Below are 26,138 nucleotides of genomic sequence, written 5' to 3'. Positions count from 1 at the left end.
CGATGCTACTGAGGGGCGGCCGCCGGGTCGCCCTCGGCGGGGCCGTCCGGGTCCTCCGCGGACCCCTCGTCGGCGTCGCCCGCGTGCGCGTCCACCGCGCCGCCGAACCGGCGGTCGCGGTGCACGTAGCTCTCGACCGCGTCCCAGAGGTCCTTCCGGCGGAAGTCCGGCCAGAGCCGGTCGAGGAAGACCATCTCCGCGTACGCCGACTGCCAGAGCAGGAAGTTGCTCGTGCGCTGCTCGCCGGAGCTGCGGATGAAGAGGTCGACGTCGGGCACGTCGGGGAGGTAGAGGTAGCGCTGGATGGTGCGCTCGTCGACGCGCGACGCCTTGAGCCGCCCGGCGTCCACGTCCTCGGCGATGCGCCTCACGGCGTCGCCGATCTCGGTCCGGCCGCCGTAGTTGATGCACATCGTGAGCGTCATCCCGGTGTTGTGCTTCGTCATCTCCTCGGCCACCTGCAGGTCGTCGATGACGCTCCGCCAGAGGCGCGGACGGCGACCGGCCCAGCGGATCCGCACGTTCCAGGCGTTCAGCTGGTCGCGGCGGCGGTGGATCACGTCGCGGTTGAAGCCCATGAGGAAGCGGACCTCGGCGGGCGACCGCTTCCAGTTCTCGGTCGAGAACGCGTACACGGACAGGTGCGTCGCGCCGAGCTGCACGGCGCCCGCGACGGTGTCGAACCACGCCTCCTCGCCCGCCTGGTGCCCGGCGGTGCGCGGGAGGCCGCGCTGGTTCGCCCAGCGGCCGTTGCCGTCCATGACGACCGCGATGTGCTTCGGCACGAGGTCGGCCGGGATCGCGGGCGGCTGCTCCCCCGTCCAGTCGAGCGGCAGGTCGGTGCGGCCGGGGACCTCGGGGCGTCGGCTCATGGGGTCGTCTCCTGTGCTCGGGGGCGGTCGGCGGTCGTGTCGTCGGGTTCCGGGTCCGCGTCGCGCGGGGTGCCCCGCACGACGGACGCGGTGGCGGCGGCGAGGGCCGCGGCGGGATCCGGATCCCGGGCGTCGAGGTCGGGCGCGTCGAGCGGCACGGGCTGCTCGGTCGCGGGGAGCAGCTGCCGCGCGTCGCTGCGGTCGACGAGGCCGAGAGAGCGGATCCCCCGGTCGAGGTGCCACTGCGCGTACGCCGCCACGACGCCGCTGGCACGCGCCTGCGAGCGGAGCGTGGCCGCCTCGGCGTGCCGCCAGTCGCCCGTGAGGAGGGCCGAGAGGAGCGCGAGCGTGTCCGGGTCGAGCCGCGGGGAGCCGGGCGGGGCGGCCGCGTCGGCCACGACGCCGCCGAGCTGCACGACGAACGCCGAGTGCGGACCGGGCGCCCCCGTCACGGCGCAGTCCTGGAAGCTCGGCGCCCACCCGGCCATCGACAGGCTCCGCAGCAGGTACGAGTCGAGGGTGAGGCTCGCGCCGTGCTCGCGGCGGCTGAGCGAGCGGAGCGCGCCGACGAGGAGGAGGTACTGCTGGAGCGACCCCTCGTCCTCGGTGACGCGGTCGGCCGTCTCGACCATCGCGCTGGCGGCCGTGTAGCTGCCGTAGTCGCTCGCGATGAGGGCGCCGTACGACGCGATGGACTCGGCCTGCGTGATGATGTCGAGGGTCCGGCCCTCGAAGAACTGCGCGTCCGCGACCATGAACGGCTCGAGCCGGGCGCCGAACTTCGACTGCGTGCGGCGGACGCCCTTCGCGACGGCGCGGATCTTGCCGTGCTGCCGGGAGAGCATCGTGACGATCCGGTCCGCCTCGCCCAGCTTGTGGGTGCGCAGGACGACGATCTCGTCACGGTAGAGGGGCACCCGTCGATTATCCGCCCCGCGTGCGACCTCCCCCGCCGCCGCGCGGGCCGCCGACGGGCCGCGGGGCGTCACCCGGCCCGGGAGGGCGGCCGGGCTGTGCTATCAAGGGGAGGCCATGGATCCCGTCCCCCTCACCATCCCGCTCTGGGCGGACCTCCTGGCGGTCAGCATCGGCAGCCTGCAGGGCGCCATGTTCGCGGCGGGCTTCCGCGACCGGCGGCTCGACCTCCTCGGCGTCGCCATCATCGGCACGGCGACGGGCCTCGGCGGCGGCCTGCTCCGCGACGTGTTCCTCGACGTCACGCCCGCCGCGCTCTCCAGCAACTGGCTCATGCTCGTGGCGGTGGCGGCGGCGCTCGGGGGCATGCTGCTCGAGCGGATCTTCACGCGCCTCGACGTCGTCATCACCGTGCTCGACGCGCTCACCATCGGCCTGTTCTGCGCGATCGGCACCTCGAAGGCCCTCGCGGCGGGCGTGCCGGAGGTGCCCGCGGTCTTCATCGGCGTGGTGTCGGCCGTGGGCGGCTCGTTCGTCCGCGACCTGCTGCTCAACCTGCCCATCGCGATGATGCACGTGGGCTCGCTCTACGCGGTCGCCGCGCTCGTGGGCGCGGTCATCGTGGTGGCGCTGGCGGCCTTCGGGGTCCCCATGTGGGTCGCGGCCATCGTCTGCGTCGCCGTGACCGCCACCACGCGGCTCCTCGCGGTGCGCTTCGGCTGGAGCCTGCCGGAGCAGCGCGCGCTCAGCCGCCTCCGGTTCACGGCGCTGCGTCGCCCGCGCCCGCGCCGCTGACCGGGCGCACCGCCGCCGGACGGGCTCCCCGCGCGGAGCGCGCGCACGACGACGGCCGGGCGTCGCCGCCCGGCCGTCGTCGACGTGGTGCCCTGCGGATCAGACCGCGGCGAGCTCCGGCTCCCGGACGCCCCGGCGGATCGCCCGGTTGACGCCCGAGACGATCGCCTCGAGCGACGCCGTCGAGCTGTCCTCGTCGATGCCGACGCCCCAGAGCCGCACGCCGTCGACCTCGAGCTCCACGTAGGACGCGGCCCGCGCGTCGCCGCTCGCGCTCAGCGCGTGCTCCACGTAGTCGAGGAGCCGCACGTCGACGCCCTGGTCGGCGAGCACCTGCAGGAACGCGGCGATGGGGCCGTTGCCGGACGCCTCGGCGCCGCGCACCTCGTCGCCGTCGCGGAGCTCGACCTGGAGGGAGACGGTCCCGCCCATGTCGCTCGAGGTGCGCGTGGACGTGAGCTCGAACCGGCCCCACTTGTCCTCGGCGCGGTCGAGCGGCGCGGGCAGGTACTCGTCCTGGAAGATCGACCAGATCTGCGCGCTCGTGACCTCGCCGCCCTCGGCGTCGGTCTTGGCCTGCACGACGCCGGAGAACTCGATCTGCAGGCGGCGCGGCAGGTCGAGCGAGTGGTCGGCCTTCAGCAGGTACGCGACGCCGCCCTTGCCGGACTGCGAGTTGACGCGGATCACGGCCTCGTAGGAGCGGCCGAGGTCCTGCGGGTCGACCGGCAGGTACGGGACCGCCCACGGGATGTCGTCGACGGTGACGCCCTGCGCGGCCGCGTCGGCGGCCATCGCCTCGAAGCCCTTCTTGATGGCGTCCTGGTGCGATCCGCTGAACGCCGTGTACACGAGGTCGCCCGCCCACGGGCTCCGCTCGGGCACGGCCAGCTGGTTGCAGTGCTCGGCGGTGCGCTTGATCGCGTCGAGGTCGCTGAAGTCGATCTGGGGGTCGATGCCCTGCGTGAACAGGTTGATGCCGAGCGCGACGAGGTCGACGTTGCCGGTCCGCTCGCCGTTGCCGAACAGGCAGCCCTCGATGCGGTCCGCGCCGGCCAGGTAGCCGAGCTCCGCGGCCGCGACGGCGGTGCCGCGGTCGTTGTGCGGGTGCAGCGACACGATGACCTCGTCGCGGCGGTCGAGGTGGCGGCACATCCACTCGATGGAGTCGGCGTAGACGTTCGGGGTCGCCATCTCGACGGTGGCGGGCAGGTTGATGATGACCTTGCGCTCGGGGCTCGGGTCGAGCACCTCGATCACCCGGTTGCAGATCTCGGCGGCGAACTCGAGCTCGGTGCCCGTGTAGCTCTCCGGCGAGTACTCGTAGTAGACGTCGACGTCCGGGATCGTCTCCTCGTACCGCTTGCAGAGCCGGGCGCCCTCGAGCGCGATGTCGATGATCCCCTGGCGGTCGGTGCGGAACACGACGTCGCGCTGCAGGACGCTCGTGGAGTTGTAGAGGTGGACGATCGCCTGCCTCGCGCCGCGGATCGACTCGTAGGTGCGGGCGATGAGGTGCTCGCGCGCCTGCGTGAGGACCTGGATCGTGACGTCCTCCGGGATCGCGTCCTCCTCGATGAGGCTGCGCACGAAGTCGAAGTCGGTCTGGCTGGCCGACGGGAAGCCGACCTCGATCTCCTTGTAGCCCATGCGCACGAGCAGGTCGAACATGATGCGCTTGCGCTCGGGGCTCATCGGGTCGATGAGCGCCTGGTTGCCGTCGCGGAGGTCGACCGCGCACCAGCGCGGCGCCTCGGTGATCCGGCGGGTGGGCCAGGTGCGGTCCGGCAGGTCCACGGCGATCTGCTCGTGGAACGGGCGGTACTTGTGGATCGGCATCCCGCTGGGGGTCTGCGTGTTCTTCATGGTCGTCTCCTCGTCGAATTCGGGTCAGCCGTGACGGGACTCCGCGACGAGGAGGGCCGGATCAGGCCTCGCCGCGGCGACTAAGGAGGAGGCGGCCGGACTGCATGCCCACCACGGTACACCGGCCCCGCGCGTGCGCGCACCGCGGGCGGCCGCCGCCCCGAGAGTCAGCGCGCCGAGCGGAGGACGCGGGTGAGGTCGCGCACCGACGTGGACGGGAGGTACGCGCGCGTGAGCGCGAGGCCCACGGTCGGCAGGGCGGTCGGGTCGGGGTAGGCCATGATCAGCGGCACGAGCTCCGGCTGGAACTTGCGCTTGAACTCCAGCAGCGAGCGGAAGCCGTAGACGGGCTCCAGCGAGTCGGCGAGGAACTCGAGGATCCGCTCGACCGCGCCCTCCTGCCGCTCCTCGCCGGGGTCCGCCGACCCGCCGCCCGTCGCGGAGGAGGCCGCGCGGGTCTGCGCGAGGGGCGCCGCGGACAGGCTCATGAACGCGATGCCGTCCTCCTTCATGCGCATGGCGGAGCGGGCGAGGAGGAACTCCATGACGCCGTTGATGCCGTCCGGCCGGCGGCGCATGAAGTCGAGGGTCCAGCCGACCACCTCGCCGTCGCGCCAGGTCGGCAGCCAGCTGGTGGCGGCCTGCACGCGGTCGTCGGCGTCCACGGCGAGCATGAGGCGCACCTGCGGGTCGCGCAGCTCCTCGACGCCGCCCAGGGTGAAGCCCATCTCGGGCAGCTCCTTCTCGGCGACCCACTCCTCCGACATCTGCTCGATCTGGCTGGCCCATGCGAGCGGGAGCTCGGCCCAGGTGGTCCACTCCGCGCGGATGCCGGCGCGGTCGGCGCGGTTGATGGACGTGCGGACGTCCTGCCACTTCTTGCCCGTGGTCTGCCAGGTGCCCGGCCGCACGACGGTCTCCTCGGCGACGACGAGCGTCTCCCAGCCCATGTCGTGGAACAGCGGCGCCAGGGACGCGGGCACGCTGTAGAAGACGGGCGTCCACCCGTTGTCGTCGGCGAAGCGCGCGAACTGGCCGAGCACGTCCCGGAGCGCCCGGTCGTCGTCGGCGGGCGCTCCGAGGGGCGCCGCGGTGGTGATCGCGACGCTGCCGACCACCCGGTAGGCGACGACCGTGCGGCCGTCGGCCGCGATCCAGTAGGAGTTGCCCGGCCAGGTGGCCATGTGCGAGAGCGAGCCGATCGCGCCGCGCCGGAGCGCCGGCCGCACGAGCGCCTGCGCCCGGGGCACGGCGGCCATGCGGACGTCCGCGATGGCGCGGAGGCTCGCGATGACCAGGATGATCCAGAACGCCGGCCCCACCCCGCGGTACACGACGTCGGTGATCGGGTCGGTCGGGAGGAAATCCAGCGACTCGCCCCGCAGGAACGACGCCGGGATGAAGCGGTCGGGCGCCTCCGCGAGCAGGTCGTTGAGGTCGACCGTGCGGGTGAACCCGTCGGAGAGCGCGAGCCCCACCGCCACGAACAGCGCCATGAGGCCGGCCAGCGCCGCGCCCGTGGTCACGAGGAACCGCCGGATCGCGGGCGCGGTCGAGAGGATCGTGAAGTGCCGGCGCAGCAGCACCAGCACGACGGCGCTGCCGAGCGGCAGCATCACCGACGCGACGAGCGCGGCCACCGCCTCCGGGTGCGCGGACGGGGACGCGGACAGGCGCGCCGACACCATGTCGCGGTGCACGAGCATCCCGAACGCGTACGCCGACAGCACCGCCAGGAGCAGGTTGACGCTCACGGCGAGCCACACCGCGAAGCGGCGGCCGCGCGCCAGTCCGTAGGCCGCGACGAGCAGGGCGAGCAGCGGCGCGACCGACAGCAGGATGGGACCTGCGCCTCCCCCGATGCGGGCGAGCATGATCTCCTGCAGGCAGTCGTGGGTGAAGTCGCTCGAGAGGCAGCGGGTGGAGATGGCGTCGCCGGGGACGCGGTCGTCCACGAACAGCAGCGCGATCGGCGCGAGCGGGCCGTAGCGGCTGCGGGACAGGAGGGCGATGACCGGGCCCGTGCCGAGGATCGCGACGACGGTGGCGAGCATGACGCGGACCTCGTGGTGGGAGCTGCGCTGCCAGCGCGCGCCGCCCGCGGGCCGGTGCACGAGCGCCCCGACGACGCCGCCCACGAGGATCGCGAGCAGGCGGTAGAGGTCGGACGGCTGGCCCGAGTAGAGCAGGAACACGAGGACCACGACCACGAGCACCACGCGGATGCGCCGACGCCACAGCACGCCGGCCCACGCGCTCGAGAGCGCGAGCACGCCGGCGACCGCGGTGAGCGGATCCGCCGTCACGATGCCGCGCACGCCGTGCGACCAGAGCTCGCCGTCCACGAGGCCCTGCGCCTGGACGGCGATGCCGAGGAGGGAGCCCACGGTGCCGGTGAGCACGAAGCCGAGGAGCGTGCGCCACCAGCCCATGAGCCGCTCGGCCACCCCCACGAGCACCAGCACGGCGACGAGGGAGACCACGAGCTCGACGGGGCCGTCCGTGAGGAACGCGGCCGTCGCGGTGGTCCACCAGTGCCCGCGCTCGACGACGGCCACGTAGCCCGTGGCCAGCTGGTGGTGCACGACGCGGCGCCACACCTCGGACACCGCCGGGAGCACGGCGAGCACGAGGATCACGCCGGCGATGCCGAGCGTCACCGGCTGCGCGACGAGGCGCGCGCCCAGGGCGCGGGCGGCGCCCTGCGCGGTGAGGAGCCGCGGTCGTGCCGTCATCGGGTGAGGCCCAGGCGCTGGCCGAGCGTGGGCAGCGCGTCGCCGATGCACCACTTGACCGTGCCCCAGTCGTGCGCGCTGCCCGGCGAGATGCTCAACCGGGAGTCGATGCCCGCGGCCGCCGCGGCCGCCTCCACCTGCTCGACGCCGGGCCGGTAGCCGGCGTCCTGCTCCCCGACGCAGAACACGGCCTGGCTGTCGGCGTAGGGCGCGCGGCTCGTCATGAGGGCGGACGGGATGGACGCGGCGTACCGGTCGTGCGAGCCGCCGAACGCGACGTCGATGGTGGTGGGTCCCGCCCACGGGCCGATCTCCCCGGAGATGTCGACGAAGGCCCCGAAGACGTCCGGGTGCGTCGCGCCGAGCTGCGCGGCGCACGTGCCGCCCTGCGAGAAGCCGAGCAGCGACCACGCCGTCCGGTCGTCGAGCACGCGGAGGTTCGCCCGGATCCACGCGGGCACGTCCACCGAGAGGTAGGTGTCCGAGTTCCCGAGCGGGGAGTCGACGCACATGGGGTTGGCGTCGGAGGACCCCAGCTGGTCGGGCATCACCACGATGGGCGCGATGCCGTGGTGCGCGGCGGCGTACGCGTCGAGGATCGTGTCGAAGCGGCCGGAGGCGATGAGGTCGACGGGCTTCCCCGGCTGCCCCGACATGGCGACGATGACGGGCAGGTCGGGCGCGTCCGGCACCTGGGCCGCGGGCGGCAGGTAGACCAGGGCGTCGCGCGCGGAGAAACCGGAGACGGTGCCCGGGATGCTGACGGTGCCGACGCGGCCGCGGACGGGCAGCTCCTCCGCCGGCGTCCACGACTCCTCGATGGGCACGGTCGCGTCGGGGGCGGGGTCACCGGGCGCCGGCTGCGCCGACGGCAGGTCGGACATGTCGAGGGGCCCGACGCGCGTGAGCCCGAACGCGGCCGCCACGTTCGGGAACTCCTGGAGGTCGGTGTTGATGCCGATCGCCGAGGTGAGCACGACGAGCGGTACCACGAGCACGGCGAGGACGCGGTGGAGGACCCGGATCCGTCGCGGCGGCGCGTCCGTGCCGCCCACTCCCGTGACGCTGCTGCGGCTGCGGACCAGCACGACCACCACGATGCCGAGGCCCATGCCGCCGATCGCCGTCCAGCCGCGGGTGGGGACGGACAGCACCACCCCGAACAGGTCCATCACGTCGCCGAGCAGATAGGCGAGGGCGAGGCCCCCGAGCGAGCCGAGGAGCGCCCCGAGCGCGAGCCAGCCGGCGGTGCGCCGGGGGTCGACGGCATGCGCGCCGGTGAGGAGGCGCGCGCGCCGCGCGACGAGGGCGACCAGCAGGAGGCCGAGGAGCGGGGCGAGCGTGGTCGCGGTGACCGTCGAGGCGGACGTCAGCGACAGCTCTTCGAGATCGTGGAGCACGGGGTTCCTCTGGGCGCGGGCGGATGGGCGGTCGGAATCTACCCGACGGGGATGCGAGCGCCCCGGAGGGGGCGGGAGCGGCTAGTCTCCCGGCCGCGTCCCGGTCAGCCGGTGCTCGAACGCGAAGACCACGAGCTGCACGCGGTCGCGGAGGCTGAGCTTCGCGAGGATCCGGCTCACGTGCGTCTTCACGGTGGCCTCGCTGAGGAACTCGGCCTGCGCGATCTCCGCGTTGCTGAGGCCCCGGGCGGCGAGGACGAAGATCTCCCGTTCGCGCGAGGTCAGCGCGGCGAAGGCCGGCGGCGCCACCCGCGGCTGGGAGCCGGGGTCGAAGTGCTCGAGCAGCTGCCGGGTCGCCGAGGCCGCGATGACGGAGTTGCCCGCGTGGACGGTGCGGATGGCCGCGAGCAGGAACTCGGGGTCGGCGTCCTTCAGGACGAAGCCGCTGGCGCCGGCACGGATGGCGCGCGCGGCGCTCTCGTCGAGGTCGAAGGTCGTGAGCACGAGGATCCGGGGCGGCCGGTCGCCGCGCGCGTCCGCCGCCCGCAGGACCTCGGCGGTGGCCTGGATCCCGTCCATCACGGGCATGCGGATGTCCATGAGGATCACGTCGGGACGCTCGCTGCGCGCGAGGTCGACGGCCTCCTGCCCGTTGGCGGCCTCGCCCGCGAACTCCAGGTCGGCCTGCGAGGAGATGAGCATGCGGACGCCCGTGCGGAACAGGGCCTGGTCGTCGACCAGGGCGACGCGGATGGGTGGGGTGGGCACGGGGGTCCTTCGATCGTGGTCGGCGTGGGAGCGCGTCGCGGACGCGACGGGCGGGAGGGGACGGGTCAGGATCCGGCGGGCCGGTCGTCGCGGGTGCGGCGGGCCGCCCCGCGCGCGGCGGCCGTGCGGTGCGGGCTGGTCGGCGCGCCGGGCGTCGCCGTGCCGGCCGCGGCGGCCTCCGGCGGGAACAGCTCGTCGAGGGTGAGGGGCCGGCTGCCCGGGTCGGCGCCCGCGCCCGCCACGGGGACGCGCGGCACGGGGCGCGTGGCGGGGGCGAAGGGGATCCACGCCGAGACGGTCCACACGCCCTCGCGCACGCCCGCGGAGAACCGGCCGCCGGAGAGCGTCGCGCGCTCGCGCATGCCCGCCAGGCCGTGGCCCACCGGCTGCGCGGGCGGAGTGGGCGCGGGCGGCAGCACGGGCAGGGCGATGATGCCCGTCGTGGTGCGGGCGGGGCGCACCGGGTCCGGGAGCGTGCGGCTGCGCACGGCGACCGAGACGCCGTCGGGCTCCCACGCGAGCTCCACCTCGACCGGGTGCGCGACGTCGCCGTGGCGCAGGGCGTTGGTGAGCGCCTCCTGCACGATCCGGTACACGGCGAGCTGCTGCCCCGTCCCGAAGGCGCCGGGCTGGCCCGTCTCGCCGAACGAGATGGTGAGGCCGGTGGAGCGCATCTGGTCGATGAGGTCGCTCAGCTCCTTGAGCTCGGGCTGCGGGGTGTCGTCCTCGCTGTGCCGGAGCTGCGCGAGCAGGATCCGCACGTCGCCGAGCGCCTGCCGGGCGGTGGTGGAGATGGTGCGGAGCGCCTGGTCCGCGGCGTCGGGATCCACCAGCCGGGCGTACCGCGCCCCGTCGGCCTGGGCGATCACGACCGCCAGCGAGTGCGCGACGACGTCGTGCATGTCCCGCGCGATGCGGTTGCGCTCCTGCTCGACGACGACGTCGTGGAGCGCCCGGGCCTGGTCGCGCTCGGCCGCCTCCTGGGCGTCCCGGCTTGCGTGCGACGCGCGGGAGGCGACGACGAGGCGGCCCGCCGTCCACGACGCGAGGAGCACGCTCCAGGCGCAGAGGAGCAGGAACAGGAAGAGGGTGACGAACGAGGCCCACTCCCCCGTGCTGAAGGCGGCGCTCCCGATGGGCACGCGGCCGGACGCGTAGGAGAGGTACAGCGCGGCGACCACGCCGCCGACGATCGCGGAGGCAAGACCCAGCGCGCGGACGACCCGGCCGCCGTACGCGGCGGTGCAGTACACGACGCCCGCGATGGCGAGGTCGCCGGGCTCCACGCCGCCGCCCCGGCTCATCTGGAAGGCCGCGCCCGCCCACGCGATGGCGAGCGACAGGCCGGGCGACAGGCGGCGCACGGCGAGGGCCGCGCCCATGACGAGCACGAGGAGCAGCGAGATCCCGGAGGTCTGGAAGGCGAAGACCCCGAACGCGCTCGCGGCGGCGACGCCGATCGATCCCGGCGCGAGCACGGCCACGAACGCCGCGGCGAGGACGAGGTCGAGGACGAGCTGGTACCTCGGGATCCGGCGGAGCATGCGACCACCGTACGTGCCGCGCGGGGGCCGGGCGGCCTCCGGAGGCGAGGATCCCCGCGCAGCCTCCCCGATCTCATCCGCGCGATGTACGCGGACGCCGCCGGTCGGTCAGAACCCGAGGCGGCCGAGCAGCTTCGGGTCGCGCTGCCAGTCCTTCGCGATCTTCACGCGCAGCGACAGGAACACGCGCTTGCCCACGAGCGGCTCGATCTGGGCGCGCGCCACCTGGCCGACGTGCTTGAGCCGGGACCCCTGCGCGCCGATGACGATGCCCTTCTGGCTGTCCCGCTCGACGAAGAGGTTCGCGTAGATCTCGAGGAGCTCCTTGTCCTCGCGCTCGATCATGTCGTCGATCGTGACGGCGAGGGAGTGCGGCAGCTCGTCCTGCACGCCCTCGAGCGCGGCCTCGCGGATCAGCTCGGAGATGCGGGCCTCGAGCCCCTCCTCGGTGACGGCGTCCGACGGGTAGAGCTGCTCGGAGACGGGCAGCGCCTTCAGGAGCTCGCCGACGAGCGCGTCGAGCTGGATGGCCTCCACGGCCGAGACGGGCACGATGGCGTCCCACTCGCGCAGCTCCTGCACGGCGAGGAGCTGCTCGGCGACCGCGTGGCGCGAGGCCGAGTCGGTCTTCGTGACGATGGCGATCTTGCGGGCGCGCGGGTACTCGTCGAGCTGCTCGTTGATGAAGCGGTCGCCCGGGCCGATCCGCTCGTCCGCGGGGATGCACAGGCCGATGACGTCGACGTCGCCGAGCGTCGTCTGCACCAGCGCGTTCAGCCGCTCGCCGAGGAGCGTGCGCGGACGGTGGATGCCGGGGGTGTCGACGAGGATCAGCTGCCCGTCGGGACGGTGCACGATTCCGCGGATGGCCTTCCGGGTCGTCTGCGGCTTGGAGCTCGTGATCGCGACCTTCTCCCCCACCAGCGCGTTGGTGAGCGTGGACTTGCCCACGTTCGGGCGGCCGACGAAGGAGACGAAGCCGGCGCGGTAGGCCGGGGCCCCGCCGCGCGGCTTGCGTGCCGTGCGCGCGGGCTCGGCGTCGCGGTCGATGCCCCAGGCCTCGTCGGAGAGCGGCGCGGGCGCCGCCGTCGTGGCGTCGTCGGTCGTGGGGCCCGCCGTGTCGTCGTCCCGGGGATCAGTCATGGTCGTGTCCTCTGCTGGCGGCGGCGCCCGCGGGGGCCGCCTCGTGGTCGTCGTCGGCGTCGACCGCGCGGTCGCGCTCGACGAGGATCGTGCTGATGCGCGTGCGGCGCCCCTCGACCCGGTCGGCCGTGAGGACGAGCCCGCCGACGTGCGCCACGGACCCGCGCTCGGGCAGCCGCCCCAGCGTCTTCGCGAGGAGGCCGCCGGCGCTGTCCACGTCGTCGTCGTCGAGCTCGAGGCCGAACAGGTCGCCCAGCTCGTCGATGGGGAGCCGGGCGCTCACACGGTACACGCCGTCCCCCAGGTCCTCGTACTCGGGCACGTCGCGGTCGTACTCGTCGCTGATGTCGCCCACGAGCTCCTCGATGAGGTCCTCCAGCGTCACGAGGCCGGCGATGCCGCCGTACTCGTCGACGACCATGGCGAGGTGGTTCGACTCCAGCTGCATCTGGCGGAGGAGCGCGTCGGCCTTCTGGGACTCGGGGACGAACACGGCCGGGCGCGCGAGCTGGTCCACGGTCGTGCGCTCGGCCTCCTCGGGCCGCTCGTAGACCATGCGGGCGAGGTCGCGGAGGTAGAGCACGCCCTCGATCTCGTCGGAGTCGCGTCCGGTCACGGGCGCCCGCGAGATCCCGCGGGACAGGAACACGCCGAGCGCGCTGCCGACGTGCACCGTCTGCTCCACGACGACCATGTCGGTGCGCGGGATCATCACCTCGCGCACCACGGTGTCGTTGAACTCGAAGATGGAGTGGATGAGCTCGCGGTCGTCCTCCTCGAGCACCTCCAGCTCCGTGGCCTCGTCGACCATGCTGAGGAGCTGCTCCTCGCTCGTGAAGGTGGCCACGGTCTTGGGGCGCCCGGGCGTGACCCGGTTGCCGAGGGCGACCAGGGCGTCGGCGACGGGTCCGATGGAGACGCGGATCCCCCGCACGAGCAGCGCCGTCCACGCGAGCAGCGGGCGCGCGTGCACCCGGCCGACGGAGCGCGGGCTCGCGCCGACGAGCACGAACGAGACCGCGGTCATGATCGCGGCGGCCACGAGCAGGGTGATCCACCAGCGCTCGATCGTGTACGCGAGCGCCAGGGTCACGAGCACGGCCGCGCTCGTCTCCGCGACGATGCGGACGAAGCTCAGCGAGTTGACGTACGCGCCGGTGTCCGTGGAGATGGCGAGCATCGAGCGGCGCGCCCGGGACGTGAGGGCGAGCTCCTGGATGTCCGCGCGGGACAGCGAGGAGATCGCGGACTCGGCGGCGGCGAACAGGCCGCCGAGGACGACCAGGAGGAAGGCGGGGAGGAGGAGGGCGAGCATCGGCGGCGGGTCAGCGACCGCGCTCGCTCATGGCGAACCCGATCAGGATGTCGCGCTGGAGGCCGAACATCTCGCGCTCCTCGTCGGGCTCCGCGTGGTCGAACCCGAGCAGGTGGAGGATCCCGTGCGTCGTGAGCAGCAGGATCTCCTCGAGCGTCGAGTGCCCGGCCGTGACGGCCTGCTCGGCGGCGACCTGCGGGCACACGACGATGTCGCCGAGGAGCCCGGCCGGCGTCGGACGGTCCTCGGTGCCGGGGCGCAGCTCGTCCATGGGGAAGCTGAGGACGTCGGTGGGGCCCGGCTCGTCCATCCACTGCACGTGGAGCTGCTCCATCGCGCCCTCGTCCACCATCACGATGGCGAGCTCGGCGTCGGGGTGCACGTGCAGGGTGTCGAGCGCGTAGGTCGCGAGCCGCTGGATCGCGGGCTCGTCGACCTCGATCGCCGACTCGTTGTTGATCTCGATGCTCATCGGGTGCTCCCAGGGGCGGTGCGGCGCTCGGCGCGGAGGTGGTCGGCGGCCTGGCGCTCCGCGTCGTAGCGCGTGTACGCGTCCACGATGCGGCCGACCAGGGTGTGCCGCACGACGTCGTCGCTCGTGAGGCGGGAGAAGTGGATGTCGTCCATGCCGTCCAGCACGCGCGTGACGAGCTGCAGTCCGCTCGAGCCCGTGGGCAGGTCGACCTGCGTGATGTCGCCGGTGACGACCATCTTCGAGCCGAAGCCGAGGCGCGTGAGGAACATCTTCATCTGCTCGGGCGTGGTGTTCTGCGCCTCGTCGAGCACGACGAACGCGTTGTTCAGCGTGCGGCCGCGCATGTAGGCGAGCGGCGCGACCTCGATGGTGTTGGAGGCCATGAGCTTCGGCACGAGCTCGGGATCCATCATCTCGTTGAGCGCGTCGAACAGCGGCCGGAGGTACGGGTCGATCTTGTCGGTGAGGGACCCCGGCAGGTAGCCGAGACGCTCCCCGGCCTCGACGGCCGGACGCGTGAGGATGATCCGCTCGACCTCCTTGCGCTGCAGCGCCTGGACGGCCTTGGCCATCGCGAGGTAGGTCTTGCCCGTGCCGGCGGGGCCGATGCCGAACACGATCGTGTTCTCGTCGATCGCCTGCACGTACTCCTTCTGACCCTGCGTCTTCGGGCGGACGGTGCGGCCGCGCGACTGCACGATGGCCTCGCTCAGCACGTCGGACAGGGTCCGCGCGTCGTCCTCGCCGAGCCGCCTGGCGCTCGTCTCGATCTCCTGGGGCTCCACGTGCTGTCCGTCCTCCACCATCGTCACGACCTCGTCGATGAGCCGGCGCGCCGCGGCGACGCCCGCCCGTGTGCCGACGAGCGTGATCTCGTTGCCGCGGACCCGGACGTCGACGTCCGGGTGCTCGCGCTCGATCTGCCGGAGCAGCCGGTCCTGGGGTCCGAGCAGGCGGACCATGAGCACGCCGTCGACGGTCGCGGTCTGCTCCACGCGATCCGCGTCGGCGCCGCCCCGGGGGTCAGAGCCCGACATGGTCCTCCGAGCCGCCGAAGCCGGCGAGCACGTGCGCGTGCACGTGGAAGACCGTCTGCCCGGCGTCCTCGCCCGTGTTGAACACGAGGCGGAACTGGCCGCCCGCGCGCTCGGCGCCGACGCGCGAGGCGACCTCGACGACCTCCGCGAGGAGCCCGGGGTCACCCGCGGCGAGCTCGACGACGTCGCGGTACGTCGGCGTCTTGGGCACCACGAGCACGTGCACGGGCGCCTTCGGCGCGATGTCCTCGAACGCGATGACGCGGTCGGTCTCCGCGACGATCTCGGCCGGGATCTCGCGGGCGACGATGCGCTCGAAGACGGTGGGCTCTCGGGTCTCGCTCATGCGCCCAGCCTACGCGCGCCCCGCGGGGTCACCAGCGCCCGAGGGCGGCGTTGACGAGCGCCAGCGCGGCGGGCCCGGCGGTGGAGGTGCGGAGGATCCCCGACCCGAGCGCGACGGGGACGCCGCCGGCCGCGCGGAGCGACTCGACCTCCGCCGGGCTGATGCCGCCCTCGGGTCCGACGACGAGGAGCACGTCGGTCGCCGGCCCGCCGGCCGGGGCGGACAGGTCGAGGCGGGACAGGCGCGCCTCGGCCGTGGGGTCGAGCACGAGGACGCGGCTGGTGGCGGCGAGGCGCACGAGGTCCTTCGTGCTCGCGAGCTCCTCGACCTCGGGCACGCGCGGCCGGATGGACTGCTTCACGGCCTCGCGCACAATCGCGCGCCAGCGCTCCCGGCCCTTGGCGACCTTCGCGCCCTCCCAGCGGGAGACGGAGCGCTGCGCCTGCCACGGGATCACGGCGTCCACGCCCAGCTCGGTGGCGGCCTGCACGGCCAGCTCATCGCGGTCGCCCTTGGCGAGGGCCTGCACGAGGACCACGCGCGGGGACGGCGCCGGGTGCGCCTCCACCGATCCGACGCGGAGCTCCAGGCGCTGGGCGGCCGCCGACGTCACGGTGCATGACGCGACGGTGCCGCGCCCGTCGCCGACGAGGAGCGCCTCCCCCGCGCGCACGCGGCTCACGATCACCGCGTGCCGCGCCTCCTGCCCGGTGAGCACGATGACGCGGTCGACCGCGAGGTCGCTCGCGCCCATGTCGTCGGCGAGGTAGAAGTGCGCCACAGTCAGACGTTGAGGAAGCGGTCGCGGAGCTTCTGGAAGAGGCCCTGCTGGAAGTGCGCCAGGTGCGGTGCCGGCGCCTTGTTGCGCTTCGCGAACTGCTGGATGAGGTCGCGCTCCTTGTGGTCGAGCTTCTGCGGCGTGACCACCTGGATCCCGATTTTGAGGTCGCCGCGCCCGGAGCCGCGGAGCTTCGTGACGCCGCGGCCGCGGACCGTGATGATCTCCGCGCTCTGGATGCCCGGGCGGAGCTCGAGGTCCACCGCGCCGTCGAGCGCCTCGATGTGCGCGTCGCTGCCGAGGATCGCGTCGACCATGCTCACCTCGACGGTCGCGAGGAGGTCGTCGCCGTTGCGGCTGAAGACGTCGTGGTGCGCGACCTTGATCTCGAGGTACAGGTCGCCGTTCGGGCCGCCCGCGGGACCGACCTCGCCGGAGCCGGGCATCTGGAGGCGGAGGCCCGTGTCGACGCCGGCCGGGATGTCGACCGGGACGGTGCGGCGCGCGCGGACGCGGCCCTGGCCGGCGCACGTGGGGCACGGGTTCGGGATGACCGTGCCGTACCCGCGGCAGGTGCCGCAGGGGCTCGACGTCATGACGTTGCCGAGGAGCGAGCGCACCTGGCGCTGGATGCTGCCGGAGCCGTGGCAGATGTCGCACGTGACGGCGCTCGTGCCGGGCTGCGCGCAGGATCCGTGACAGGTGTCGCACACGACGGCCGTGTCGATCTCGAGGTCGCGGTGCACGCCGAAGATGACCTCGTCGAGCTCGACCTCGACGCGGAGCAGCGCGTCCTGGCCGCGCTCCTGGCGCGACCGCGGGCCGCGCCCGCCCCCGCCGCCCTGCTGGCCGCCGAAGAACGTCTCGAAGATGTCGCCGAACCCGCCGAAGCCCTGGCCGCCCCCGCCGAACCCGGCCTGCGGGCCGAGGTCGTACTGCTGGCGCTGCTGCGGGTCGGACAGCACGTCGTAGGCGTGCGTCACGAGCTTGAACCGCTCGGCCGCGTCGGGGGCGTCGTTGACGTCCGGGTGGAGCTGGCGCGCCTGCTTGCGGTACGCCTTCTTGATCTCCTCTGGCGTCGCCTCGCGGCTCACGCCCAGTACTTCGTAGTGGTCAGCCACGTCGGGCCCTTCGGTGGTGATGGTCGTGGGGATCAGGGGCGGTGCGCCGGCGTGGAGCCGTCACCGCTCCTCGAGCAGGCGCGAGAGGTAGCGCGCGACCGCGCGCACCGACGCCATGTTGGTGGAGTAGTCCATGCGGGTCGGCCCCAGCACGCCGAGGCGCGCGAGCACGCCGCCGGACGAGCTGTAGCCGCTGGTGAGCACGCTCGTCTCGCCGAGGCCGAACGGCGCGTTCTCCCGGCCGATGCTCACGGAGACGCCGTGCTGGTCGGCCTCCATCTCGCCGAGCAGGCGCAGGAGCACCACCTGCTCCTCGATGGCCTCGAGGACGGGCGAGATGCTGCCCGGGAAGTCGCGCTCGGTGCGGGCGAGGTTCGCGGATCCGGCCAGCAGCAGCCGCTCCTGCCGGTTCGCGAGCACCTGCTCGACGAGCGTGCCCGCGAGCGCGGACGCGGCGGCGCGCTGCTGCGGCTCGACCTCGTCCGAGAGCGTCTCGAGGCGGGTCGCCGCCTCCGCGAGGCCGAGCCCGCCGACCGCCTGGTTGATGCGCGCGCGCATCCCGGCCAGGAAGGCGTCGTCCGGGTCGCCCGCGAGCTCGACGACGCGCTGCTCGACGCGGCCCGTGTCGGTGATGAGCACCGTGAGCACGCGCGTCGTCGACAGCGCCACGAGCTCGACGTGCTTCACATGGCTGGTGGCGAGCGACGGGTACTGCACGAGCGCGACCTGGTTGGTGAGCTGCGCGAGGAGGCGCACGGTGCGCGCGAGCACGTCGTCGAGGTCGACCGACTCGCCGAGGAACACGTGGATCGCCTGGCGCTGCGCCGGGGTGAGCGGCCGCACGTCGGCGAGCTGGTCGACGAACAGCCGGTAGCCCTTGTCCGTCGGCACGCGGCCGGAGGACGTGTGGGGCGCGGCGATGAGCTCCTCCTCCTCGAGGAGGGCCATGTCGTTGCGGATGGTGGCGGCCGAGACGCCGAAGGCGTGCCGCTCCACGATGGACTTGGAGCCCACGGGCTCGCGTGAGGACACGTAGTCCTGCACGATCACCCGGAGGACGTCGAGCCCGCGTTCCGAGACCATGGCGGCTCCCTCCTGGCACTCGTCGGTTCTGACTGCCAATCGTACCGCGGCGCGGAGCCTCCTCGGCATTGCCGGTCGCGCGTCGGCACCGGTACCGTGGTGAGGCCAGGCGCCGCCCGGCGCCACCCCGATCCGAAGCGGCCCGCCGACACGAACGCCGGCCGGCGCCGCGCACCGAGAGGCCCCACCGGAATGTCCGCACCCGACCCCCACCCCTACGGCGCCCCCGCACCGCTCACGCCGAGCGAGGACCGCCTGTGGGCGTCGCTCACGCACTTCCTCGCGATCCTCATCGTGCCGACGTTCATCGTGTGGCTCGTGTTCCGCGAGCGCGGCCGCTTCACGGACCAGGAGGGCAAGGAGGCGACGAACTGGACCATCAACGTGACCGGCGCGCTCGTCATCCTCAACGTGCTGCAGGCGATCTTCGTGGTCATCCCGATCCTCGGGATCCTCATCAGCCTCCTGCTCGGCCTCGTCATCTTCGCGGTGGTCGTGGTCAACATCGTCTTCGCGATCATCGGCGGCACGCGCGTCCAGAGCGGCCGCCCCTACCGCTACCCGCTCAACATCCGGTGGATCAAGTAGGCGGTCGCCGGTGAGCGCGCGGATCCGGCACGTCGCCATCGACTGCCGGGACCCGCACGCCCTCTCGCTCTTCTGGGCCGGCGTGACCGGGTTCGAGGAGGATCCGGACGAGCCGAACCGCCCCGGCGACGACGCCGCGTGGCTGGGTGACGCCGTCTCCGGGCTGGGCATCATCCTGCAGCGCGCGGACACGCCGAAGACGGGGAAGAACCGGGTGCACCTCGACCTCGCCCCCGACGACCGCACGCGCGACGAGGAGGTCGAGCGCGTCCTCGCGCTCGGGGCCGCGCTCGTGGCGGACCGGCGGAACGCGGACGGCAGCGGCTGGGTGGTGCTCGCGGACCCGGAGGGCAACGAGTTCTGCGTCGAGCGGAGCGACCTCGAGCGCGCCGCCGGCGACGACGTGGGCGCCGCCGTCCTCTGACGGCCGGGCGACGCGCGCCCGACGGGCTTCGCGCAGCCCGCCCTGGCGCGGTCAGCCCTCCAGGAGCCGGCGGACCACGGCGTCGGCGAGCAGGCGCCCCTGCAGCGTGAGCACGAGCGTGCCGGCGAGGGCCGCGCGCGGATCCACGAGCCCGTCGGCGATGAGCCCCGCGACCTGCCGGCGGCCCTCCGCGGTGAGCGTGGGGATCGCCAGGCCGTCGCGGATGCGGGCGCCGAGCAGCACGCGCTCCACCTCGCGCGTCGCGTCGTCGAGCGTCTCGCGGCCGGCGCCGGGCGACGCGCCCGCGAGCACGCGGTCGGCGTAGGCCGCCGGGTGCTTGACGTTCCACCAGCGCACGCCGCCCACGTGGCTGTGCGCGCCGGGACCGACGCCCCACCAGTCGTGGCCCTGCCAGTAGGCGAGGTTGTGGCGGCTGCGGCGTCCGCCGCGCGCCCAGTTGCTCACCTCGTACCACTCGTACCCGGCCTCGCCGAGCAGGCGGTCGGCGAGCTCGTACATGTCGGCCTGCAGGTCCTCGTCGGGCTCGGGCACCTCGCCGCGGCGGATCTGCCGGGCGAGCTTCGTGCCGGGCTCGACGATGAGCGCGTAGGCGGAGAGGTGGTCGGGCTCCTGCGCGATGGCCTGCTCGAGCGAGGCGCGCCAGTCGTCGAGGGTCTCCCCCGGCGTGCCGTAGATGAGGTCGAGGCTCACCTCGAGGCCCGCCGCGCGCGCGCCGCGGACGACCGGGGCGATGCGCGCGGGGTCGTGCGTGCGCTCGAGCGTGGCGAGCACGCGCGGCACCGCGGACTGCATGCCGAAGGACACGCGCGTGAAGCCGCCCGCCGCGAGGGCCGCGAGGTACGCGTCGTCGACGCTGTCCGGGTTCGCCTCCGTGGTGACCTCGGCGCCCTCCGCGATGCCCCAGGTGTCCCGCACGGCGCCGAGCATCCGGACGAGGTCCGCGACGGGCAGGAGCGTGGGCGTGCCGCCGCCGAGGAAGACAGTGGACGCGGGGCGGGCGGGGACGCCGGAGTCGCGGAGCGCGGACGCGGCGAAGCGCACCTCCTGCACGGCCTGCGTCGCGTAGTCCGACTGCCGCACGCCGCGGAGCTCCGGCGCCGTGTAGGTGTTGAAGTCGCAGTAGCCGCAGCGCACCCGGCAGAAGGGGACGTGGAGGTAGACGCCGAAGGCGCGGGCGTCCGCGCCGTCGGCGGCTGACGCGGGCAGCAGGCCGTCGGCGGGGGCGGGATCGGCGAGGGGCAGGGCGGACGGCATCCGTCCATCATCCCCCGGCCGGGAGGCCGTCCCGTCCGCGGCGTCGGGGCGCGCGTCGGCCCTCCGGCAGGATGGGGGCATGACCGACGCCCCCTCGCCCCGGCCGCTGCACGTCCTCTGGGACGTCGACGGCACCCTGCTCCTCAACAGCCCGCGCTCCGGCAGCATGTACCACCGCGCGATCGAGCTCGCGGCGGGCGCGTCGTTCGAGGACCGCACGGTGCACGCGCACGGGAAGACCGACGGGCAGATCATCTGGGAGACGCTCGACGTCTACGGCCTGCCGGAGTCGCTGCACCCGGCGGTCCGCACGCAGCTCGAGGGCATGTCGCGCGTCGAGCACTACGGCGCCGGGCGGCGCGAGGTGCCGGTCGGCGTCCCCCGTCTCGTCGCCGACGTGGCCGACCGCGGCTGGGTCAACGCGCTGCTCACGGGCAACTCGCCGCTGCGCGCCCGCTACAAGCTGGACGGCGCGGGCCTGGACGTCGACCTGTTCGACTGGGACGCCTCCTTCTTCGGGGACGAGGCCCGGATCCGCAGCGACCTCACCCGGCGCGCGGCCGCGGCGCTGACGGGCGTGCCCGTCGTGATCATCGGCGACACCCCCGCGGACGGCGTGGCGGCCGAGGCGGCCGGCTTCCTGTTCGTCGCCGTGGCCACGGGCGCCTACGACGTCGCGCGGCTGCGGGAGCCCGACGCCCATGCGGCGATCGTGGTGGACGACCTGGCGTCCGGCCACGACGAGGTCATGGCGTACCTCGGCGGGCTCGTCGCGCCCTGAGGCCCGCCCGGCGGCGGGTCAGGCGGACGCGACCGCGGGGTGCAGCGACCGGAGGTAGCGGCGCATGAAGACGCCCTGCACGATGCGGAGCACGGGGCTCGCGAGACGCAGCGGCCACGAGGACGGGCGCGAGAAGACGCGGAGGGTGAGCCAGACGCTGCCGTCCGGCTCGCGGGAGACGAGGAACGCCTCCTCGCCGCTGAACGGGTGGCCGTGCATCGTGCCGTACGCGAACCCGACGCGGTCGGCCTCGTCGACCGTGTAGACGACGCGCACCGGCGCCTCCGGGTGGAACGGGCCGAAGGGCATGCGGAGCACGGCCGAGGTGCCCGACGTGATCCACGGGGTGCCGTCGTCGCCGTAGAGCGCCTCCCGCGGGCGGGCGACGGGCACCTGCGGCACGCCGTCCTCGTCGAACTCGAGGCCCGTGTAGCCGGGCTCGTCGGGGACCTCCTGCTCGATGCGCGTGACCTCGATGCCGCTGCCGCGCTGCACGCCCCAGGTCATGAGGAGGGCGACCGCCTGCTCGAAGCGCTCGTCGCCGCTGCCGAGCCGGGCGCTCGCCTCTGCGGGGCGGTAGCCCTCGGGCGGGTAGGTCATGAGGTCGGCGGCCTGGGTGCCGCCGACGGAGCCGTACGTGACGGCGGTCGCGGTGTAGGTGCTGCGGCGCATGGCGTCCAGACTACGGCGTGGCCCGGGGCGTCCCCCGCGCGCGCCGACGGGGACGGGCTGCGGACGCGGACGGGCGCCCGGGCCCGGCTCGTCGGGGTCCGGCGCGCAGCCCCGCACGGAGGCGCCGACGCTCCCTCATCCCTGCGGATGACATGCGACGGGCGGCCGTCATCCCCGCGTCATAGCAGACTCCGGGGCGTCACGGGATCGTGACGCGGATCCTGGCCCGGAGCCCTCCGCGCCCCCTAGCCTTCACACGACGCCGGGCCTCCCGGTGCCGTCCCCGCTCCCCATGCGGCGCTCGTCGTCGCCCAACGGAAGGCCCTCCCCGTGCATCGTTCCCTCACCGCCCTGGCCGTCGCCGGCTCCCTCGCCGTCGCCGGCCTCGCCGTCGCGACGCCGGCGGCTGCCGCCCCCGCCGGCTCGTTCTACTCGGTGCCCTACGACTCGACGCTCTTCGAGGTGTCGACGGTCGACGGCCGTCCGACCGCGGAGCCCGCGACGTTCGCGTCGTGGTCGGCCGCCGGCCGCCCGGCCCCGCGCGCGGCGGCGACCGAGTACGTGCGCTTCACGTGGGAGTCCACGATCCAGGCCGACAGCACCGCGGGCGGGGCCCGCTTCTCGACGTCGCTGACCTACGACGAGTGGCGCCGCGCGGGATCCCCCACCCCGCGGACCGACCGCCTCCCGGCTGCGGCCGGCATCCTGCAGTACAGCGGCTCGGACGAGCTCTTCGTGGTCGCGAGCTACTCCTCCTTCACGGACGACCCGAGCTTCCACCAGCTGACCTTCGCCGAGTACGCCCACCTCGGCTACCCGGCCGTGGACGCGACCTCCCCGCGCATCTTCACGAAGCTCGCGTGGAACCCGACCCTCGTCGGGCCGATCTCGAGCACGGGCGAGACCGGACCGGTGCCGTTCGAGGTCTGGGACCACTTCGCCCGCCCCACGCCCGCCGTGGTCGCGTCCTACGACGGCGACCGGTTCTGCCAGACCGCCGGCGGGGCCGAGATCCGCTACGTCGGCCAGGCCGCCCCGGACGGCATGGCGCTGACCTTCGGCCAGTGGGTCGCGGCCGGGTCCCCGAAGCCCGTCGCCTGCTGACGCCCCCTCCCCGCACGACCGCGCGCCCCCTGCCTTCCGAGGCAGGGGGCGCGTCGTGCGTGCGGGACCTCGAGGGCCCCGGGGACGTCGAGTGCCCCGCGTGCGCCGGGGGCGGATCGCCCTAGCACGTCGGGCTCCTCCGTGTCATCCACCGGGGCGCTGACGGCCCCTCATCCCTCCGCGCCACCCCGTTCGAGGGTGGCTTCCGCGCGTGATGAAACCGTGATCAGAAAGGGATTCCGTGGCTCCGGCCGACCACTAGCTTGAGCATGCGACGGCAGGCCGGAACGGGTCCGCGGAGCTCGGGAGATCCGGGTGGCGCGTGCCGCAGCTCCTGTCCCACCCTCCATCTCCATCTCTCCCGACGCTCGCCGTCGATCACCGGAAGGCCACCATGAACCGCTCCCTGCCCGCCCTCGCCCTCGTCGGGGCTCTCGCCCTCGGCGGCTCGCTGCTCGCCGCGGCGCCGGCCCAGGCCGCGCCCGGCACCACGTACTACTCCGTGCCCTTCAGCGACTCGCTGATCTCGATCGCCGGGGACGACGCCCAGGACCCGGGCGCGGGCCTCGCGACCTACGCGGAGTGGAAGGCGGACGGCTTCCCGCGTCCCGTCCCGGCGAGGGTCGACTACCGGTCGCTCCCCTGGGACAGCACGGTCTTCGCGGACGTGCAGGGCGGCGCCGTGAGCCTCGCCCTCGACCTCGCGGAGTGGCGACGCGCGGGATCCCCGACGCCGACCCGGAACGTCCTCCCCGGGGCGTCCCTCGTGATCCAGTACTCGACCTCCGACGAGCTGCTGGTCCGCACCGGCATCGGCTGGGGCTCGGATGCCGCCGTCTGGCACACGATGACGTTCGCCGAGTGGCGGAGCCTCGGCTACCCCGCGGTCGACATCCGCGACGCGGCGAGCTACTCGCGCCTCGCCTGGCTCGACACCATCGTCGGCGACGACCCGTACACGGGCGAGTCCGGCCCGATCTCGTTCGACACGTGGCTCGACGCCGGTCGGCCGACCCCGAAGGTCGTGCAGGCGTTCCCGCTGGACCGCTACTGCTCCACCCCCGACGGCACCGAGATCCGCTACGTCGGCCTGGCCGCCCCCGAGGGCCTGGCGCTGACCTTCCGCCAGTGGGTCGCCGCCGGCTCGCCGACGCCGACCGCCTGCTGACGCTCCCTCCCGCACGCGACGCGCCCCCTGCCTCTCGAGGCAGGGGGCGCGTCCTGCGTGCAGCGGGAGCGGGCTACTTGGCCTTCTTCTCCGTGTCGCCCGAGAGCGCGGCGATGAACGCCTCCTGGGGGACCTCGACGCGGCCGACCATCTTCATGCGCTTCTTGCCCTCCTTCTGCTTCTCGAGGAGCTTGCGCTTGCGGGTGATGTCGCCGCCGTAGCACTTGGCGAGCACGTCCTTCCTCATGGCGCGGATGGACTCGCGGGCGATGATCCGGGCGCCGATGGCGGCCTGGATCGGCACCTCGAACTGCTGGCGCGGGATGAGTTCGCGGAGTCGGCCGGTCATCAGCACGCCGTACGCGTACGCCTTGTCGCGGTGCACGATGGCGCTGAACGCGTCCACCTGCTCGCCCTGCAGCAGGATGTCGACCTTGACGAGGTCCGCGTCCTGGGAGCCCGCGGGCTCGTAGTCGAGCGACGCGTAGCCGGCCGTCTTGCTCTTGAGGTTGTCGAAGAAGTCGAACACGATCTCGCCGAGCGGCATCGTGTACCGGATCTCCACGCGGTCCTCGCCGAGGTACTCCATGCCGAGCAGGATCCCGCGCCGGGACTGGCACAGCTCCATGATCGTGCCGACGTAGTCCTTCGGCGCGAGGATCGCGGCCTTCACGACCGGCTCGGAGACGCTCACGATCTTGCCGCCCGGGAACTCGCTCGGGTTGGTGACCGTGACGGTCTGCTTGTCCTCGCTCGTGACCTCGTAGATCACGCTCGGCGCGGTCGTGATGAGGTCGAGGCCGAACTCGCGCGACAGGCGCTCGGTGATGATCTCGAGGTGCAGGAGGCCGAGGAAGCCGCAGCGGAAGCCGAAGCCCAGCGCGACGGACGTCTCGGGCTCGTAGACGAGCGCGGCATCCGACAGCTTCAGCTTGTCGAGCGCGTCGCGGAGGTCGGGGTAGTCGGACCCGTCGATCGGGTAGAGCCCGGAGAAGACCATGGGCAGCGGCTCGGTGTAGCCGGGCAGCGCCTGGGTCGCGGGGCGCGCGGCGGTGGTGACCGTGTCGCCGACCTTGGACTGGCGCACGTCCTTCACGCCCGTGATGAGGTAGCCGACCTCGCCGACGCCGAGGCCGTCGGAGGGCGTGGGCTCGGGTGAGCTGACGCCGATCTCGAGGATCTCGTGGGTGGCGCGCGTCGACATCATCGAGATCTTCTCGCGCGGGCTGAGCTTGCCGTCGATCATGCGGACGTAGGTGACCACGCCGCGGTAGGCGTCGTAGACCGAGTCGAAGATCATGGCGCGGGCGGCGCCGTCGGGGTCGCCGACGGGAGCGGGGATGGTGCGGGAGACGCGGTCGAGCAGCTCCTCGACGCCGGCGCCGGTCTTGCCGGAGACGCGGAGGACGTCGGACGGGTCGCCGCCGATGAGGGACGCGAGCTCGGCCGCGTACTTGTCGGGGTCGGCGGCCGGGAGGTCGATCTTGTTGAGCACCGGGATGATCGTGAGGTCGTTCTCGAGCGCGAGGTAGAGGTTCGCGAGAGTCTGGGCCTCGATGCCCTGCGCGGCGTCCACCAGGAGGATCGCGCCCTCGCATGCGGCGAGCGAGCGGGAGACCTCGTAGGAGAAGTCGACGTGGCCGGGGGTGTCGATCATGTTGAGCGCGTAGGTGCGGCCATCGAGCTCCCACGGCATGCGCACGGCCTGGCTCTTGATCGTGATGCCGCGCTCACGCTCGATGTCCATGCGGTCGAGGTACTGGGCGCGCATGGCGCGCGAGTCGACCACGCCCGTCATCTGCAGCATGCGGTCGGCCAGCGTGGACTTGCCGTGGTCGATGTGGGCGATGATGCAGAAGTTGCGGATGGACGCGGGGTCGGTCGCGGCGGGCCGGAGGGCCTTCGTTGCTAGGGGGCTCACGCGTTCCTTCGA

Annotated in this window: 23 protein-coding genes and 1 pseudogene; 6 read left to right on the top strand and 18 right to left on the bottom strand. The window is 73.5% G+C overall.

Going from position 1 to position 26,138, the window contains the following annotated elements; genetic code table 11:
* Positions 1-5 precede the first annotated feature (5 nt).
* Both ACT7CP_RS07880 and recO read right to left on the bottom strand, forming a co-directional pair.
* Complete coding sequence (locus ACT7CP_RS07880) at positions 6-872, bottom strand: isoprenyl transferase (protein WP_445441808.1); 867 nt, start codon at positions 870-872, stop codon at positions 6-8.
* 200 nt (positions 873-1,072) lie between these two features.
* Positions 1,073-1,789, bottom strand: a pseudogene (recO, locus tag ACT7CP_RS07875) (DNA repair protein RecO); the annotation flags it as partial.
* A 115-nt stretch (positions 1,790-1,904) separates the two neighbouring features.
* Here recO and ACT7CP_RS07870 point away from each other — a divergent pair.
* Positions 1,905-2,582 carry a trimeric intracellular cation channel family protein gene (locus ACT7CP_RS07870; protein ID WP_413963058.1) on the top strand — a complete coding sequence of 226 codons (678 nt, stop codon included), beginning with the start codon at positions 1,905-1,907 and terminating at the stop codon, positions 2,580-2,582.
* A 99-nt stretch (positions 2,583-2,681) separates the two neighbouring features.
* Here the strand turns inward: ACT7CP_RS07870 and leuA are convergent, their stop codons facing one another.
* The 13 genes from leuA to hrcA all read right to left on the bottom strand — a co-directional run bounded on the left by leuA (position 2,682) and on the right by hrcA (position 18,193).
* Complete coding sequence (gene leuA / locus ACT7CP_RS07865) at positions 2,682-4,448, bottom strand: 2-isopropylmalate synthase (protein WP_413963059.1); 1,767 nt, start codon at positions 4,446-4,448, stop codon at positions 2,682-2,684.
* Between the two features lie 167 nt (positions 4,449-4,615).
* Complete coding sequence (locus ACT7CP_RS07860) at positions 4,616-7,183, bottom strand: bifunctional lysylphosphatidylglycerol flippase/synthetase MprF (RefSeq protein WP_445441807.1); 2,568 nt, start codon at positions 7,181-7,183, stop codon at positions 4,616-4,618.
* Positions 7,180-8,583 carry an alpha/beta hydrolase gene (locus ACT7CP_RS07855; RefSeq protein ID WP_445441806.1) on the bottom strand — a complete coding sequence of 468 codons (1,404 nt, stop codon included), beginning with the start codon at positions 8,581-8,583 and terminating at the stop codon, positions 7,180-7,182. The genes ACT7CP_RS07860 and ACT7CP_RS07855 overlap by 4 nt, the downstream gene beginning before the upstream one ends.
* Before the next feature lie 81 nt (positions 8,584-8,664).
* A complete protein-coding gene (locus ACT7CP_RS07850) occupies positions 8,665-9,351 on the bottom strand; it encodes a response regulator (RefSeq protein WP_413963062.1) in 687 nt (228 codons plus the stop codon).
* A 65-nt stretch (positions 9,352-9,416) separates the two neighbouring features.
* Complete coding sequence (locus ACT7CP_RS07845) at positions 9,417-10,895, bottom strand: sensor histidine kinase (protein WP_413963063.1); 1,479 nt, start codon at positions 10,893-10,895, stop codon at positions 9,417-9,419.
* A gap of 108 nt (positions 10,896-11,003) precedes the next feature.
* Positions 11,004-12,038, bottom strand: coding sequence for a GTPase Era (gene era / locus ACT7CP_RS07840; RefSeq protein ID WP_445441805.1), 1,035 nt, complete (start codon positions 12,036-12,038; stop codon positions 11,004-11,006).
* A complete protein-coding gene (locus tag ACT7CP_RS07835) occupies positions 12,031-13,353 on the bottom strand; it encodes a hemolysin family protein (RefSeq protein WP_445441804.1) in 1,323 nt (440 codons plus the stop codon). The genes era and ACT7CP_RS07835 overlap by 8 nt, the downstream gene beginning before the upstream one ends.
* Before the next feature lie 10 nt (positions 13,354-13,363).
* A complete protein-coding gene (gene ybeY / locus ACT7CP_RS07830; RefSeq protein ID WP_413963066.1) occupies positions 13,364-13,825 on the bottom strand; it encodes an rRNA maturation RNase YbeY in 462 nt (153 codons plus the stop codon).
* Positions 13,822-14,865 carry a PhoH family protein gene (locus tag ACT7CP_RS07825; RefSeq protein WP_413963067.1) on the bottom strand — a complete coding sequence of 348 codons (1,044 nt, stop codon included), beginning with the start codon at positions 14,863-14,865 and terminating at the stop codon, positions 13,822-13,824. Before ACT7CP_RS07825 ends, ybeY begins: the two co-directional genes overlap by 4 nt.
* On the bottom strand, positions 14,852-15,211 hold the full coding sequence (locus tag ACT7CP_RS07820; RefSeq protein ID WP_445441803.1) for a histidine triad nucleotide-binding protein: 360 nt from the start codon (positions 15,209-15,211) through the stop codon (positions 14,852-14,854). Before ACT7CP_RS07820 ends, ACT7CP_RS07825 begins: the two co-directional genes overlap by 14 nt.
* 28 nt (positions 15,212-15,239) lie before the next feature.
* Positions 15,240-15,992: a 16S rRNA (uracil(1498)-N(3))-methyltransferase gene (locus tag ACT7CP_RS07815; RefSeq protein WP_445441802.1), complete on the bottom strand. Its 753-nt coding sequence runs from the start codon at positions 15,990-15,992 to the stop codon at positions 15,240-15,242.
* Between the two features lie 2 nt (positions 15,993-15,994).
* Complete coding sequence (dnaJ, locus tag ACT7CP_RS07810) at positions 15,995-17,110, bottom strand: molecular chaperone DnaJ (protein WP_413963070.1); 1,116 nt, start codon at positions 17,108-17,110, stop codon at positions 15,995-15,997.
* Between the two features lie 60 nt (positions 17,111-17,170).
* The gene (hrcA, locus tag ACT7CP_RS07805) at positions 17,171-18,193 is read right to left on the bottom strand and encodes a heat-inducible transcriptional repressor HrcA (protein WP_413963071.1); all 1,023 of its coding nucleotides are present in this window, start codon (positions 18,191-18,193) and stop codon (positions 17,171-17,173) included.
* A gap of 192 nt (positions 18,194-18,385) precedes the next feature.
* On the opposite strand from hrcA, the gene ACT7CP_RS07800 reads away from it, so the two are divergent.
* Complete coding sequence (locus ACT7CP_RS07800) at positions 18,386-18,781, top strand: DUF4870 domain-containing protein (protein ID WP_413963072.1); 396 nt, start codon at positions 18,386-18,388, stop codon at positions 18,779-18,781.
* A gap of 10 nt (positions 18,782-18,791) precedes the next feature.
* Positions 18,792-19,205 carry a VOC family protein gene (locus ACT7CP_RS07795; protein WP_445441801.1) on the top strand — a complete coding sequence of 138 codons (414 nt, stop codon included), beginning with the start codon at positions 18,792-18,794 and terminating at the stop codon, positions 19,203-19,205.
* A 51-nt stretch (positions 19,206-19,256) separates the two neighbouring features.
* Here the strand turns inward: ACT7CP_RS07795 and hemW are convergent, their stop codons facing one another.
* Positions 19,257-20,480: a radical SAM family heme chaperone HemW gene (gene hemW / locus ACT7CP_RS07790; protein ID WP_445441800.1), complete on the bottom strand. Its 1,224-nt coding sequence runs from the start codon at positions 20,478-20,480 to the stop codon at positions 19,257-19,259.
* A gap of 79 nt (positions 20,481-20,559) precedes the next feature.
* Here hemW and ACT7CP_RS07785 point away from each other — a divergent pair, with 79 nt between their 5' ends.
* A complete protein-coding gene (locus ACT7CP_RS07785; RefSeq protein WP_445441799.1) occupies positions 20,560-21,261 on the top strand; it encodes an HAD family hydrolase in 702 nt (233 codons plus the stop codon).
* 18 nt (positions 21,262-21,279) lie between these two features.
* Here ACT7CP_RS07785 and ACT7CP_RS07780 read toward each other — a convergent pair whose 3' ends face one another.
* A complete protein-coding gene (locus ACT7CP_RS07780) occupies positions 21,280-21,933 on the bottom strand; it encodes a DUF1990 domain-containing protein (protein WP_413963076.1) in 654 nt (217 codons plus the stop codon).
* A 330-nt stretch (positions 21,934-22,263) separates the two neighbouring features.
* Here ACT7CP_RS07780 and ACT7CP_RS07775 point away from each other — a divergent pair, with 330 nt between their 5' ends.
* Both ACT7CP_RS07775 and ACT7CP_RS07770 read left to right on the top strand, forming a co-directional pair.
* Positions 22,264-23,037 (top strand): hypothetical protein, encoded by a 774-nt coding sequence (locus ACT7CP_RS07775; protein ID WP_445441798.1) that lies wholly within the window; start codon positions 22,264-22,266, stop codon positions 23,035-23,037.
* A gap of 394 nt (positions 23,038-23,431) precedes the next feature.
* Entirely contained in the window at positions 23,432-24,205 is a 774-nt protein-coding gene (locus ACT7CP_RS07770; protein WP_445441797.1) for a hypothetical protein, read from the top strand.
* Between the two features lie 73 nt (positions 24,206-24,278).
* On the opposite strand, the gene lepA is transcribed toward ACT7CP_RS07770, so the two are convergent.
* Positions 24,279-26,126 (bottom strand): translation elongation factor 4, encoded by a 1,848-nt coding sequence (lepA, locus tag ACT7CP_RS07765; RefSeq protein ID WP_413963079.1) that lies wholly within the window; start codon positions 26,124-26,126, stop codon positions 24,279-24,281.
* Positions 26,127-26,138 lie beyond the last annotated feature (12 nt).

It is taken from the genome of Clavibacter rahimiani, assembly GCF_052654495.1.
This window is presented reverse-complemented; position numbering and strand designations above follow the sequence as displayed.